The organism is Aphanothece sacrum FPU1 (assembly GCF_003864295.1).
GTDB classification, from domain to species: domain Bacteria; phylum Cyanobacteriota; class Cyanobacteriia; order Cyanobacteriales; family Microcystaceae; genus Aphanothece_B; species Aphanothece_B sacrum.
The window spans coordinates 1,130,323-1,145,082 of record NZ_BDQK01000013.1 but is presented as its reverse complement, the minus strand read 5'-3'; the positions used below and the strand labels follow the sequence as shown (position 1 = coordinate 1,145,082).

General features: G+C 38.6%; 14 protein-coding genes and 1 tRNA gene. 4 read left to right on the top strand and 11 right to left on the bottom strand.

The window, feature by feature from the left end:
• Positions 1-48: 48 nt before the first annotated feature.
• Together AsFPU1_RS16335 and AsFPU1_RS16330 are read left to right on the top strand one after the other, a co-directional pair.
• Positions 49-2,793 (top strand): methyl-accepting chemotaxis protein, encoded by a 2,745-nt coding sequence (locus AsFPU1_RS16335; RefSeq protein WP_124972971.1) that lies wholly within the window; start codon positions 49-51, stop codon positions 2,791-2,793.
• 60 nt (positions 2,794-2,853) lie between these two features.
• Positions 2,854-3,648 carry an MlaE family lipid ABC transporter permease subunit gene (locus AsFPU1_RS16330; protein ID WP_124972969.1) on the top strand — a complete coding sequence of 265 codons (795 nt, stop codon included), beginning with the start codon at positions 2,854-2,856 and terminating at the stop codon, positions 3,646-3,648.
• Positions 3,649-3,892: 244 nt separating this feature from the next.
• Here AsFPU1_RS16330 and AsFPU1_RS16325 read toward each other — a convergent pair whose 3' ends face one another.
• The 7 genes from AsFPU1_RS16325 to AsFPU1_RS16295 form a co-directional block, all read right to left on the bottom strand.
• Entirely contained in the window at positions 3,893-4,246 is a 354-nt protein-coding gene (locus tag AsFPU1_RS16325) for a DUF5615 family PIN-like protein (protein ID WP_124972967.1), read from the bottom strand.
• Positions 4,243-4,479, bottom strand: a complete 237-nt coding sequence (locus AsFPU1_RS16320) for a DUF433 domain-containing protein (protein WP_124972965.1) — start codon at positions 4,477-4,479, stop codon at positions 4,243-4,245. Before AsFPU1_RS16320 ends, AsFPU1_RS16325 begins: the two co-directional genes overlap by 4 nt.
• Positions 4,480-4,622: 143 nt before the next feature.
• Positions 4,623-4,826, bottom strand: coding sequence for a DUF2283 domain-containing protein (locus tag AsFPU1_RS16315; RefSeq protein WP_124972963.1), 204 nt, complete (start codon positions 4,824-4,826; stop codon positions 4,623-4,625).
• Positions 4,816-5,082 carry a DUF4258 domain-containing protein gene (locus AsFPU1_RS16310; RefSeq protein ID WP_124972961.1) on the bottom strand — a complete coding sequence of 89 codons (267 nt, stop codon included), beginning with the start codon at positions 5,080-5,082 and terminating at the stop codon, positions 4,816-4,818. The genes AsFPU1_RS16315 and AsFPU1_RS16310 overlap by 11 nt, the downstream gene beginning before the upstream one ends.
• 155 nt (positions 5,083-5,237) lie before the next feature.
• Positions 5,238-6,491, bottom strand: a complete 1,254-nt coding sequence (gene rodA, locus AsFPU1_RS16305) for a rod shape-determining protein RodA (protein ID WP_124972959.1) — start codon at positions 6,489-6,491, stop codon at positions 5,238-5,240.
• A gap of 163 nt (positions 6,492-6,654) precedes the next feature.
• Positions 6,655-7,863, bottom strand: a complete 1,209-nt coding sequence (locus tag AsFPU1_RS16300) for a glycosyltransferase family 4 protein (RefSeq protein WP_124972957.1) — start codon at positions 7,861-7,863, stop codon at positions 6,655-6,657.
• Positions 7,864-7,874: 11 nt separating this feature from the next.
• On the bottom strand, positions 7,875-8,798 hold the full coding sequence (locus tag AsFPU1_RS16295) for an alpha/beta fold hydrolase (RefSeq protein WP_124972955.1): 924 nt from the start codon (positions 8,796-8,798) through the stop codon (positions 7,875-7,877).
• A gap of 123 nt (positions 8,799-8,921) precedes the next feature.
• Here AsFPU1_RS16295 and AsFPU1_RS16290 point away from each other — a divergent pair, with 123 nt between their 5' ends.
• Both AsFPU1_RS16290 and AsFPU1_RS16285 read left to right on the top strand, forming a co-directional pair.
• Positions 8,922-9,443, top strand: coding sequence for a GNAT family N-acetyltransferase (locus AsFPU1_RS16290; RefSeq protein ID WP_124972953.1), 522 nt, complete (start codon positions 8,922-8,924; stop codon positions 9,441-9,443).
• A 383-nt stretch (positions 9,444-9,826) separates the two neighbouring features.
• Positions 9,827-9,900, top strand: a tRNA-Pro gene (locus tag AsFPU1_RS16285).
• 310 nt (positions 9,901-10,210) lie between these two features.
• Here AsFPU1_RS16285 and arsC read toward each other — a convergent pair.
• From arsC to argZ, 4 genes are all read right to left on the bottom strand, one after another.
• Entirely contained in the window at positions 10,211-10,609 is a 399-nt protein-coding gene (gene arsC / locus AsFPU1_RS16280; RefSeq protein ID WP_124972951.1) for an arsenate reductase, glutathione/glutaredoxin type, read from the bottom strand.
• 75 nt (positions 10,610-10,684) lie between these two features.
• On the bottom strand, positions 10,685-11,320 hold the full coding sequence (gene arsH / locus AsFPU1_RS16275; RefSeq protein ID WP_124972949.1) for an arsenical resistance protein ArsH: 636 nt from the start codon (positions 11,318-11,320) through the stop codon (positions 10,685-10,687).
• 12 nt (positions 11,321-11,332) lie between these two features.
• Positions 11,333-12,484 carry an ACR3 family arsenite efflux transporter gene (gene arsB, locus AsFPU1_RS16270; RefSeq protein WP_124972947.1) on the bottom strand — a complete coding sequence of 384 codons (1,152 nt, stop codon included), beginning with the start codon at positions 12,482-12,484 and terminating at the stop codon, positions 11,333-11,335.
• A gap of 147 nt (positions 12,485-12,631) precedes the next feature.
• The gene (argZ, locus tag AsFPU1_RS16265; protein WP_124972945.1) at positions 12,632-14,743 is read right to left on the bottom strand and encodes a bifunctional arginine dihydrolase/ornithine cyclodeaminase; all 2,112 of its coding nucleotides are present in this window, start codon (positions 14,741-14,743) and stop codon (positions 12,632-12,634) included.
• Between the last annotated feature and the right edge of the window lie 17 nt (positions 14,744-14,760).

Below are 14,760 nucleotides of genomic sequence, written 5' to 3'. Positions count from 1 at the left end.
ATTACTCATAAATTAACGCTAATAACTGATAAGATTAGGAGATAGGCAATGGTATTAGGGACAGATTACGCTAAATTATACAATCAAGCTTATGTGGCTTACGGACAAGCCAATTATGAGGAAGCAGCTACCCTTATTGAACCAATGGCGGAGGCTTTCCCTGAAGATCCCAACGTTCTGCTGTTGCGGGGCCATATTTATTTTAGTTTGGGGCAGTATCAAGGAGCTTGTCAACAATATCAAGCAGTATCAGAATTAACTGATCGCAAAGATTTACTCGATTGCGCCCGCCAAGGTTTAGAGCAAGCTCAACAATTATTGGCTCAAAGTCAAAGTCCTACGGTTTCTCAGTCCCCAAGTCAGTTTATGACCCCGCAAAAAGACACTGCTTATCAGGTAGAAGACGATGGAAAATTTGACCAGTGGCAAGAGGATTCTGAGGAGGAAAACTGGGATAAGGATTTTGGGATGGATGGCCTAGATTGGGATAGTGCGGTCTTTAATGAGGATGATTTTGAGCAACCCACTTTAGGACAACCCCTATCTGATGATAATCCCTTCGACAATAACGGACAAACATCTTTTAGTATGACACCCATGGGAGACCCTGCGCTTTTAGGTTCCCAGACGTTTCAAGAGGCTGATCTAGACGATGCACAATCTTGGCTTGATCTTGATAATGATCTGGGTGATTTTTCCTTTGAGGATGATGATCTTAAAACGGAAACCAGTTCAGTTGCTCCTGGAGGTGAGAATACTTTTGTTGTTTCTTCTTCCTTGGCCCCTTCGGTAAGATCTCCTGATGAGGATGTTTATACTTCTACTCCTTCAACCAATCCCAACAGACAAAAATCTGGGGGTAGTTGGTCTAATGATCCGTCACAGGATGAAAGTATTATTCAAGTTAATCCTAATCTCTCTAGCCAACTTGAGGGAGAAGATAGTTTCTTAGATAACTTAGAGGCATTTAATGATCATGATTTAGATAACTTGTCTAATTTAGATTTTACCGAGATGGGCAATGAGTTACCAGACGCTGATCTATTTACTCAGGGTTCGGAACATCTCATGGGTAATCTGGGTTTATCTACTTCTGATCTTATGGCTGGCACTGGCACAATAGGAAATGTCAGTTGGATGAAACCTGATGATTCCCTGATCAGTGATCTTCCTGATACTTCAAGTGCTTTAGTCAAACCAACGGTTGAGATCTCTCAAGGACGTTTGGCTGTCTTTCTCAATGCTTCGGTGAAATCAAAAGCCTGGATAGTGGCCGGAACTACGGGAATGGCCTCTTTTTTGGCGGTGTTATTGATCAGTGGTTTTACCTCGATATTGTCTCCTAAACCTAAACCAACTCCATCTGCTTCTAATACCTCAGAACAAGTGGCTAATCCTGAAAAACCTGGCTCTAAGGCTTCTTCAGCAGAAAATTATCAGAAACCTTCCACAGATAAAGCGGCTAGTTCCCAACAGTCTCAACCTAATAGTCAAAAACCTGTTAAATCAGGAATTCCGGTACTTTTACTAGCTTTATTTGCTGGGTTAGCTAGTTTTAGCACTACTCTCTTATTCGGTTTGTTGATGGCCCAACAAATTAAGCGTACGGTAGAAAATCTACAAAATCAGTTTGATGCTATGTACGCGGGGGATTTTAATGTCAAAGCGACGGTTTATTCTCAAGATGAATTAGGTCAATTATCCGCTAGTTTTAACCAGGTGTCACGGGTCATTTTAACGACTACTAGAGATGCTCAACAACGGGCGGCGGAAATGGAAAAAGCTAGGGAAGAGTTACAACGTCAAGTGATTCGTCTTTTAGATGATGTGGAAGGGGCCGCTAGAGGAGATTTGACGGTTGAAGCCGAAGTCACGGCGGATGTTTTAGGGGCAGTCGCTGATGCTTTTAACTTAACTATTCAAAATTTGCGAGAAATTGTCGGACAAGTCAAAAGAACGGCGAAACAAGTCAATAAAGGCTCGACAGATAGTGAATTATTTGCTCGGAATAATTCGAGTGATTCTTTGCGTATGGCTGAGGAATTAGCCGTTACCCTTAACTCAGTCCAAGTTATGACCGAATCTATTCAACGGGTGGCAGAAAATGCCCGTGAAGCCGAAGAAGTGGCTCATACCTCCTCCGTAACTGCTCTTAAAGGGGGTGAAGCGGTAGAACGAACGGTTGCGGGTATTCTGCAAATTCGCGAAACAGTATCGGAAACTGCCCGCAAAGTAAAAAGACTAGCAGAAGCGTCCCAAGAAATTTCTAAAATTGTGGCTTTAATTTCCCAAATTGCCTCTCGTACCAATTTACTTGCTCTTAATGCCTCTATTCAAGCAGCAAGGGCAGGAGAAGCGGGCCGAGGATTTGCGATCGTCGCAGATGAAGTACGTCAGTTAGCTGATCGTTCGGCCAAGTCTCTTAAAGAAATTGAACAAATTGTGTTACAAATTCAAAGTGAAACGGGGTCTGTTATGACAGCTATGGAAGAAGGTATCCAACAGGTTATTGACGTAGCTGATAAATCAGAACAGGCTAAACGTTCTTTAGAAGATATTATTGAGGTATCTAACCGGATTAATGGCTTAGTGCGATCTATTGGTACAGATACGGTGCAACAACGAGAAAATTCCCGCGCTGTGGCCCAAGTTATGCAGTCGGTGGAATTAACGGCCCAAGAAACTTCTCAAGAATCTCAACGGGTTGCGGGTTCCCTACAAAATCTGGTGGGCATTTCCCGTGACTTACTTACGTCTGTGGAAAAATTCCGTGTCGATAAGGAAGAAAAATAGTCTTATTTGGTGTCTGGGTTAATAATGAAGAAACATTATCTATAACCAAAAACCCATATTATGAGTAACTCAAATGCTAACCGACGAGGACTAGGTATCTGGTTTGAAAGGTTGTTAGCTGCTGTCCTCTTAGGAGGTCAGGTATTTTTTCATCTCCTAAAAACGAGAATACACCGTCGTAATACTCTCGAACAAATGAGTATTGTTGGCCCAGAATCTGTGACGATTGCTTTAGTCACAGCAGGGTTTGTGGGCATGGTTTTTACCATTCAGGTTGCTAGAGAATTTATCCATTTTGGGGCAGCAACTACCGTAGGGGGAGTGTTGGCGATCGCTTTGACCAGAGAATTATCTCCTGTACTGACGGCGGTAGTAGTTGCAGGACGAGTGGGGTCGGCATTTGCGGCAGAAATTGGCACGATGCGGGTAACGGAACAAATTGATGCACTTTATATGCTCAAAACTGATCCGATTGATTATTTAGTTGTCCCTCGTGTGTTAGCTTGTTGTTTTATGTTACCTATTTTAAATTTGCTCTCCCTCCTCACTGGAATGGCCGGGGGACTGTTAATTTCAGATGGATTTTATGGTATTTCTCCTCACGTTTTTTTGACTTCAGCACAGAATTTTTTGGAACTTTGGGATCTCTTAACTTCGGTTATTAAATCTATTGCTTTTGGGGCGTTAATTGCGATTATTGGTTGTAGTTGGGGACTGACAACATCAGGGGGGGCTAAAGGGGTAGGACAGTCTACTACAACTGCAGTTGTGACTTCTTTATTAGCTGTTTTTGTGATTAATTTTTTCCTCTCTTGGTTGATGTTTCAAGGCACTGGTTCTGCTTCTATTGGATAATTTTAATTTTTAGATACTTGGGGTTACGCTTATTGGCTCTCCCGACATCTTGGTATAAAATGTATAATCAGCTACAATATTCAAGATGGTGGGTTACGACGCGCCTTAAAACTTATTAGTTTTTGATCAAAATCATAGCCGCATCTAACCCACCCTACGAATTATAAGCTTTACTTATCACCACAGGTACGGGAGAGCCCTAATTTTCTCTTGCGATCATCGTATTTAACTTTTCTTTCTTTTCTTACTGATGAATAATAATTGTATCACGACTCAGTTCAATATAATCATGATACTTAAAAAAATCAATAAGCATTAAGAGATTATTGCTAAATAATTTCTCAAGTTCGCTATTTTTAATATTACCTGTTGTAATCAAAAGCAGTTTATACGGTTTTTGAACTGTCATAAAAGAATCTACAAAATTTGAATCTTTGGTAATGACAATGCGCTTTTGCTGCATTGAAACCTCATTAATTACAGTATCAGAGGTTGCATTTTGTTGCGGTAAGTCCTTAGTATGTAGAGTATCATAGCCAGTAGCTTCTAAAAATCTGGCTAAACGAATGGGTAATTGAGCATCAACTAGAAACTTCATGAAGCAATTTTATGTATACTTTTAATTTGGCTAATTCTTGCAGCAAAAAGCAAAACTGCTTGTATATCTTCTGTTTCTAAGTCATCATAATCTAACAATATTTCTTCTGTAGTCATTCCTGAACTAAGTAATTCTAAAATGAATTCTACTGGATAACGTAATCCTCTAATACAGGGTTTCCCATGACAAATATCAGGATTATGGGTAATACGTTCTAATAAATTATTGTTCATGTTATTAATCCTCAAATTTAACAAGGGGATGGGTTTAACATTGTTAAAACCCTACATTTCATCATAATTCATCATGTTGCAATCGCAGTCTAAATCTCAATACTGGGTTTTAAAAAATCTACCGAGGTTTCAATATGGATTTTTTATTGTTTACCGATGACTAAGGCTGTTTCTTGGGGATTAATTAATTTTCTTTGGGAAGCATTCAGAAATTCAATGCTAATGGGTTCTCCTGTTTCATCATAACTAATAATAATTCCTCCTGCTTCTGAAATAGCATTAGATGGGGGAATATCTTTCATGATAAATATTAAAATATCTGATTCTGGATCGTATTTAACTTTCATAGTTGTTCTCCTGCCAATATCGGTTAATTTGATTTGTCCAATATAACGTTAAAATTCGCTTACTGTTGCCGATGTTTACAAATACTATTCTTAATAAACCGTTGCCTTTTTTAGCTTGGGCAACAAAGACTTCATTTTCAATTATAATCTGTTGCGGATTATTTAATACATTTTCGACTTCCTCCCGTGTAATTCCTAATTTTGATTGCCACTGCTTTTGTCTTTCTTCTGCATGGTGTGTCCAAACTATTTCCATTCATTCTTTCTCCTCAAGTTTAATAATGGGATGGCATGTATCATAATTGGTTAATGGGCATGGCATTTTATAATTTAATGTAATGTATCATAATTTGTTAACGCCATGCCCCTACAAATGTAAAATGGTTTTCTACTATTATATTAAAACATAACTTAGAATCGTTTTTTCGGTCGATAATTTGCTACAGATTCTACTAAACCCAAAGCAATAAAGTTAGTCAATAAAGCAGATCTTCCATAACTTAACCAAGGTAAAGGAATACCCGTAATTGGTGCTAAACCAACCGTCATACAAATATTAACCACCACCTGAAACGCCACCATTGACAACATTCCAATAGCCAATAAAGAACCAAAATTCTCTTTAGCTTGACAAGCAATCATGACTAAGCGAAAACAAATTAACCAAAAAGCAATTAAAACTAACATTCCACCAACAAAACCAAACTCCTCGCCTACTGCCGAAAAAATAAAATCTGTATGTTGTTCAGGAATAAAATTAAGTTGAGTTTGAGTCCCTTCAAATAATCCCCGTCCCCACAATTCTCCTGAACCAATAGCAATACGAGATTGAATTAATTGATAACCCCCACCCAAAGGATTTTTTTCCGGTTCTAAAAATAAAGTTAATCGATCTTTTTGATAACTTTTTAATAATCCCCACAAAATACCGCTTAGTTTTCCTGCCGCAAAATTGACCGCCATCGCCCCAATAGTTGATACAAAACGCAACGGCAAAGTAAACCAGCCAATAACTCCCATAATTATCGCCCAAACAATCCAACCAGGAAAGAAAATATTAAACAAAATGGCTGAAATAATAGGAGATATCAACAAAACTAACCATCCGGCCGGCATATTTGCCCAATACAACATCCCTAAAGTTATCGCCCCAAAAACTAACCCCGTTCCCAAATCAGGCTGTAACATAATTAATACCCAAGGAACAGCCGTTATCCCCAAAACCCTTAATAAAACGGAAATAGTAGTGGCTTCTTTTTGATGTAATAAGGCAGCTAAAGTAATAATCAAACCAACTTTGGCAAATTCTGAGGGTTGAATATTAAAACCCCCAATTTCAATCCAACTTTGGGCCCCGTTTGCTGCTACCCCAATGATAATTACCGCAATCAGGGAAAGATTGGTAATAGTATAAGTGACCCAATGCCATTGTAAAAAAGTTTCATAACGAAAACGGGCTAAAAATACAGCAATAATGACTCCAATCCCCCCAAATAGCCAATGTTGCCACCAATCAACCGAAGTTTCATGGAGTTCTGTACTCCGAATCATCAAACCCCCTAAACTCATCAACCCTACCACCAGGATGAGTAATAACCAATCTACTTGAGGTAAGGAGGATAACCACAGGGGTAAACGGTGTCTTTTTATAGCCCTTGAAATCATGATAAATTATGAATTATGAATTATGAATTATGAATTATAGATTATATAGTATTTCTTGGACTCATGAGGTATTCCCTATTTACCCTCTGTTGCCAAATACGCCGTTCCCTAATTCTTATCCTTATTTCCTATTGTTTATAAATTATAATTTACAATTTACAATTTATAATTTACAATTTATCCATTCAATATGTTCTGGTAATAATTTAGCTAAATCATAGGTTTCTTGGACAGTTTCTCTAGCTTTGATTCGTAAATCCGCCATTTTGTTCGGATGATTTAACACTTCTTCAATGCGTTCGGCGATTAATTCTGGAGCAAAAAAATCTACTAATAATCCATTAACTCCATCTTCAATAACTTCCTTAACCGGAGGCGTATTTGACCCCAAAATAATACATCCGGTAGACATAGCTTCTAACATTGACCAAGATAACACAAAAGGACGAGTTAAATAAACATGAACAGAAGAAGCTTGTAAGACTTTTAAATACTCAGAATAAGGTAATGATCCGGTAAAATGAAGACGGGATAAATCATAAGAAAACGTCTCTAACATTAATTGTTTATAGGTCTTTCCGTCAGGGAGAGATCGTCCATAAGCTACCCGATCATCACCTACCACAACCACATGACAAGTAGGTCGTCTTTTTAATAAGATAGAAACCGCTTCCATAAACTGAGGAAAGCCCCGATAAGGTTCCATTCCTCGCCCTACATAAGTAACAATTTCATCTACTTCAGATAAGTCTAAATTGATATTTTGCAGGATTAATTTTGCTCCTGGTATAGGTTGAAAATAGTTAGTATCTACACCATCATGACGTACCGTAATTTTAGCATGATATTCTGATGGAAATTGTTGCCTTTGCCAATAAGTTGGAGATAAACCGCGATCGCAACTATATAAATCAATTAAAATGGGACTATTTTTAATCCGAATGCGGGCTTCATCATCAGCATTTAAAGGTTCTTTAGGATCAAAATCAGCATCAGTTCCATGAGCATGATAAAACCATTCAAAAAAGCATAAAAGTTCCGCTTTAGGAAAAATATCTTTAATAAATAGGGTAGGCCCCCATCCCGAATGTCCATAAACAACATCAGGAACAACCCCTTGCGCTTTGAGTTGTTCGGCTATACGATATACCGCTTGTCCTTGTAAAACAGCGTTTTCTAGAGGTCGAACATAATGATGAGTTTCCCTACGGGCTTCACGGGAGGGGGTGTATATGACTTTAGAAACCCCTGGAATTTCGACTTCTTTGCGCTTTGTGCCAAAGAAAACTTGATTTTTAGGATTTTTTGCCAAAACTGTAGCCACATGGCGAAATTGAGCCGGAAAATTAGGATGTAAAAAGAGAATTTTCATAGAATTTAGAGTTAAATTAATTCATGATTCATGAGAATAGTTAACATTTTTTCTCCTAAAATTTCTGTTTTTTCCACCATAGACATATGACCACAATTCGGCAGTTCAATGACATTGTTTCCCTGAGCATCAAAAAGTTGATGAAAACTGGCTAAATAACAAACATATTTAGGTTCCATAACTTTATCTTTTTCTCCAGCAAAAAAGTAAACTGGTTGTTGTAAACGGGAGACAATTTGAGGTAGTAAATGAACTTCTGTTTCTGTTGTAGAATCTAATAAGGAGCCTAAAGCCGCTTTTGTATCGGCTCTCATTAAATCTAATAGTCGTTGTCTTCCCCATCGTTTTTCTAGGGGACTGGCTACCATAATTCTAGAGAAAAGAATATCAAGAAAAGGCACATAAGACAACCAACCAGGACGACGTTTAACTAACTGTTCTCCTGCTGAACGAAACCGTTCAAACTCCTCTTTTAAATAAATTCCGCCACCTGCATTAAGACAAATAACCCCTTGAACAGTTTGAGGACAAATATCCGCCCCCCAAAGGGCAATACCACCACCCAAAGAATGGCCAATGAGCCAAGCTCGTTCAATGTTTAATTTTTGCAGTAAAATACTTAAATCTTGGGCATAACTGCCTAAACTATAAGGAGTTTCCCGGCAAAACTTGTAATTTTTTTCTGGTGATGGTTGGTCTGAGTGAACATCCAGGACTAAAGGGGGGGTTTCCCCTACTGGTTGAGAATCCCCAAACCCTCTAAGATCATAGATCAAACAAGGATAATCAGGGGATAATTGCTCAATTAACGGATGCCAATATTGACGACTCAATAACCAGCCATGAATAAAAATTAAAACAGGTGTGGATGGTTTGGAAGAGGGGGATATTAGCTCGTAAGCGTGAGGAACCCCTAAAATATCGATGTTGGGCATATTTTTATCCTAGCCGATGGGAAAAACCATTTGCTCGATACAATGATTTAATGGACATTTACCCCTAAAATTATCTAAGTCCAGTATAAATTAAACAGCACATCAAAGCTGAGCCTGATTGGCATGGTTTTTTGGAAACGATTGTTTAACCCTGATTCACCTAACTCTAGTGAGATCCCCCAGTTCGATGGGGAACTTGTTGAAGTTACGGCCCCAAGCGAAAATCCTTCGCGCATTTTTTTTAGTACCGAAAGAGAAATCGATCTCTACGAACTCGAAGAATTGTGCGATGCTGTAGGTTGGGCCCGTCGTCCTCTACGTAAAGTTAAGCGCGCGCTTAGTTATAGTTTCTTGGTCGTCTCTATGTGGGAAGTCCGAGGAAATAAACGCCGTTTGATTGGATTTGCCCGCGCAACCTCTGATCACGCTTTTAATGCCACTATTTGGGATGTAGTTATTCATCCGAAGTTCCAAAGTCAGGGCCTCGGAAAATCGATGATCAAGTATATGATTCGTCAACTCAGAAATGAGGATATTAGTAACATTACTCTTTTTGCTGATCCTCATGTGATTGATTTTTACCGTCGTTTGGGGTTTGTCCTAGATCCTGAAGGTATTAAGGGAATGTTTTGGTATCCTGATTAAGTCTGGTTTTATGGGGACAAATGTTAAAGTTTTGTAAATATTGTCAAACTGAATATCCGCCAAGAAAATTTTGAGGTAGCTAGTGTCGTTAAAGGAAAAGTTTATAAACGGTTAAAATGTCGAAGTTGTAAGCAAATTCAACAAAATAAGCGTAGAGAGCAAGTATATCTCTCGATTGCTCAATATAAACAGACTTTATCCTGTTTTAGATGTGGATTTGCTGATTATTGTGCTTTGGATTTTCATCATCTTAACCCTAATGATAAAGATTTTGCGGTGGCAGATTTTGTGTCTAAAGGCGCATCATTAGCTAGAATTAATAAAGAAATTCAAAAGTGTGTTGTTTTATGTGCGAATTGTCATAGAATAGAACACGACGGCAACGGGATGTAGCGCAGCTTGGTAGCGCATCGCATTTGGGATGCGAGGGTCGCAGGTTCAAATCCTGTCATCCCGATTAAATTAATATCATCAATCAGACTGGATTTATGCCTTTGATATCCCGCTAAAATCGCTCTGTTTACTCAACTATAACGACTAACATATTAAGTTTTAAAATCTTAATCAGGGTTTGCGATCGCCGTTTTTGTGTTAATGCAGGGGTCAACGGCCCTTGACCCCTACCAAACGCAAAGGGGTTCTCATTTTCAAAGGGGGTATGAGAAATATAAAATACCCTTTCAGTTTTTAAAAACTTAATTAGGGTTTGCGATCGCAACTTTCAGGACTTGGAATTTTATCTCAATACCTAAATTTTGGGTTTAAAGTTAACCCTCTAATTTTGCAATTAATGACTCAACTCTGTCTTTAACTTCATCTCTTACCCGATGAAAAGTTTCTAAAGGTTGTCCATCGGGATCATCTAATTGCCAATCTTCAAAAACCTCTCTTAAAACCCAATCTTGAGGCAAATTAACTCCACATCCACACAGAGAAATTACCACATCATAATCTTCTGCTTTAAACTCACTTAAGGGGTTAGAAGTTTGATCAGTAATATCTATTTCAATTTCTTTCATTACTTGTATAGCAGTGGGATGAACACGACTAGATTCTAATCCAGAACTTGTGACTTCAATTTTACCTTTTCCCAATGTTTTGGCAAACCCTTCTGCCATTTGGGAACGACAAGAATTCCTCTGACAAACAAACATTACTCTTTTCATTATTTTTTCCATAATTTAAGTTATTTAGTAGCTTTACTTATAAAGTAAATTCATTAATTTACTCTACGAATATAGTTAATTTTTAGGAATATTTTGTAACTCCTGTTCTTTTTCTTTACGTTCACTATAGCGGTCAGTTAAATAATCAACCTTATCCCGTAATAACAAAGTAAACTTATAAAGTTCCTCCATAACATCAACAACTCTATCACGATAAGCTGAGTCTTTCATGGTTCCATCTTCATGAAATTCTTGATAAGCTTTAGCCACAGAAGACTGATTTGGAATAGTAAACATTCGCATCCATCTTCCTAAAATTCGTAAGGTATTTACCGCATTAAAAGACTGAGAACCTCCACTTACTTGCATCACCGCTAAGGTTTTTCCTTGAGTGGGACGAACTGACCCAATATTTAAAGGTATCCAGTCAATTTGATTCTTGAAAATACCTGTAATATTACCGTGCATTTCTGGAGATGACCAAACTTGTCCTTCTGACCATTGACTTAATTCTCGTAATTCTTGAACTTTCGGATGAGACTCGTCTACTTGTCCTCTTAAGGGTAATTCATGAGGATGAAAAAATTTAACTTCTGCCCCCATATGTTCAATAATTCTGGCTGCTTCTTCAGCAACCAAACGACTGTAAGAACGCTCTCTTAATGAACCGTAAAGGAATAAAATACGGGGAGGATGATCAACATTATTCATTGAATTTTTCGCTTATTTATACTGCAAAGAATCAAGACAACGAGGATCTGGTAAAGTAGCTTTTTCTGGTTCACGGGGAAACCAAGGGGCTGTTTTTTTGCAAACTTCTACTAACATCAACATCACCGGAACTTCAATTAATACTCCGACAACAGTTGCCAAAGCTGCCCCAGAATTTAAGCCAAATAACATGACCGCAGTAGCAATAGCAACCTCAAAATGATTACTAGCACCAATTAAGGCGGCAGGGGCGGCATCTTCATAGGTTAAATTCAGTTTCAATCCTATCACATAACTAATTAAAAAAATAAAATTAGTTTGAATAAATAAAGGAATAGCAATTAACAAAATATGCAAGGGGTTGTTAACAATTAATTCTCCTTTGAAAGCAAATAATAAGACCAATGTTATTAATAAAGCACTAACCGCAACTGGACTTAAATATTGCATAAATTCTCTTTCAAACCAGGGCCGTCCTTTATGTTTAAAAATCCAATAACGGCTATAAATTCCTGCCGCTAAAGGTAGCCCCACATAAATTAAAACAGAGAAAACTATTGTTTGCCAAGGAACAATTAAATTATTAGCTGATAGTAACCATTTTCCTAATGGTGCATAAAGAAAAAGCATGGCTAAGGAATTAACAGCAACCATAACTAAAGTATGACCTTGGTTACTATAAGAAAGATAACCCCACATTAAAACCATCGCAGTACAAGGAGCAATTCCTAATAAAATACATCCGGCAATATAAGAGTTAGCTAATGTAATTTCTTGTCCTCTAATGACTTCAGTTGCACTTAATAAAGGAGCAAATAACCAGCCCAAGAAAAACTGAGCAAATATGACCATTGTAAAGGGTTTAATTAGCCAGTTAACCACTAATGTTAAAATAACAGGCTTGGGGGTTTTAGCGGCTTGCATTGCTTGGGAAAAGTCTATTTTTACCATGATGGGATACATCATAAAAAATAAACAAATAGCAATGGGAATAGACACATTATAGATACTCATAGCATCTAATGTTTGTGCTACTCCAGGAAACACTCTACCTAAGAAAATACCGACTACAATACATAAAAATACCCAAATTGTCAGGTATTTTTCAAACACATTGAGGGTTCCCCCTGCTTTGACCGCTTTGGGGTTGGTACGAATAGTCATAATATATCAAGTTTATTTGATGAGTTAAGTTTATATCAAATAAACTTGATGTGTCAAGCCCTGGGGCAAATCCCGTGTATGAGTACGAAAAATTATTCTTCTGCCTAATAAAAATCATCAGGGGTAGGCATTCCTACCCCCTAAATATTAAACTGTCCCCAGAACAGGATAAGGATGAGTTAGCTTATCTAACTGTTGAAGTAATAAACTGAGGAATAACCCCACATCAGTGACAATGCCCACAGACTCCACTGAACCGCGATCGCTCAATTTCGTCACCACGGCTGGATTAATGTCCACACAGACCATTTTCACCCCTGCAGGAGTCATATTTCCCACCCCAATAGAGTGCAACATAGTAGAAAGCATCAAAATCATATCGGTTCCCTGTAACAGTTCTCCATATTGAGTTTGCGCCTTAATTAAATCCATTTCTGTATCAGGTAAGGGGCCATCATCTCGAATAGAACCAGCTAACACAAAAGGAACTTGATTTTTCACACATTCATACATCACCCCTTTGGTAATGACTCCTTGTTGGACTGCTTCGGCGATGCTACCATAACGACGAATAGTATTAATGACCTTGAGATGATGACGATGACCCCCACTAACAGGAACTCCTCGCTGCATATCTACCCCTAAAGAGGTTCCCATTAACGCTTGTTCTATGTCATGAACGGCGATCGCATTGCCAGCTAATAAACCATGAACATAGCCTTCCCGAATTAGTTTAGCTAAATGTTGGGCCCCTCCGGTATGAATGACTACCGGACCAGCAGTTACAATGATTTTGCCACCCTGATCCTTAATTTGGCGCATTTCCCAGGCTATTTGTTCTACTAATAATTCAACTCGCCGTTCACTGGATACACCAGAACCCATAAAGGTGAATTCTTGTTTGCCACTGCGAGGTTCTCTAGCGTCTACTTGACCTATTTTACGGATGCCGTTGACTCCCACCATCACGCGATCGCCAATTTTGAGATCTCGTAATAATTTACACTCGGCAGTCATAGTTTGAGGATCAACCACAATGGCGGCATCCATGCGTTGATTGCTGACTCTGACCCATTCACAATTAACCCGTACTTCTGTAGGATAAATGGTGCTAACGTAGAAGTCATCGGGGGCTACTCCCTCTTTATTAACCAATTCTACGTTGATGTCACAAATTTCTTGAGGGGGTGCAACGGCCCCTAAATCAATCAACTGACTAATAATTTCCTCCATCACTTGTGGAGAAGGTGCAGAAACTCTTACTTCTGCTGCTGACGTACTTTGACGTTCTGTGCCTAAATTGAAGTTAAGCACTTTAAAACTACCGCCATTGTCCACAATTAAATCGAGGGCTTTATTCATAATACCCGCGTCTAATAAATGCCCTTGCAAGTGCATAATACGGCTTTCTAGGGCAATATTAGCATGAACATCTTCTAAAACTGATTCTGTCACCCGAAGGGTTAAACATTTGGCCGCCCCTCCTGCTTTAAGAAATTCAGATAAAGGAGTTTGTACCACTTCAAAACCAACCTGAGTAAGTCGTTGTTGCAGACTTTCACTCACCTGATTCATAATGATGATTTGGTTGATATTAACGGCGTTACAGGCGAATTTTACTGCGTCTGGTTCTTCAACAATAATCCGTTTTTCCGCCGGAATACGCATTTCTATCAAACGGTTAGAATAGGAATCGAAGGCGGGAGGATAATACAGTAAATAGCCCCCAGTCAAAGGACAGAAACAGGTGTCTAAGTGATAAAATCTTTCATCTGTTAGACGTAAGGATAAAACCTCTGTATCTAACCATTTAGCAATATAGGGGTGAGAATCGAGTTCTGAGCGAAAACCATAGCCCGCCCATAGCCAGCGTCCTTCACGGTCAAACAGGGCATCTCCTGCCCCTTCAAAGGGCAAATCCTTGGGTAATTCGTAGACGGTGAAGCCATTATCTTCAAACCATTTTTTAAAGTAAGGTTCTTCTCCTTGCCGTTCTTTGTGAAAGAAGCGACTGAGTACCACATTATCTCCTAAGACTAACCCAGCATTGGCGGTAAATACCATATCGGGCCATCCTTTTTCGGGGGCAACTAAATCGACGATTGCCCATTCTTTAATAATATGATAGAGTTTCTGCCATTGCTCTACAGAGCGATCACGGCTAGATTTGTGTATATTCCCCTCCATCCAAGGATTTATAACATAATCCACATCATAATGGTCAGGGGCGCACATGAGAATACGAATTGCTTCAGTCATAATAAGTACAAAAGTTA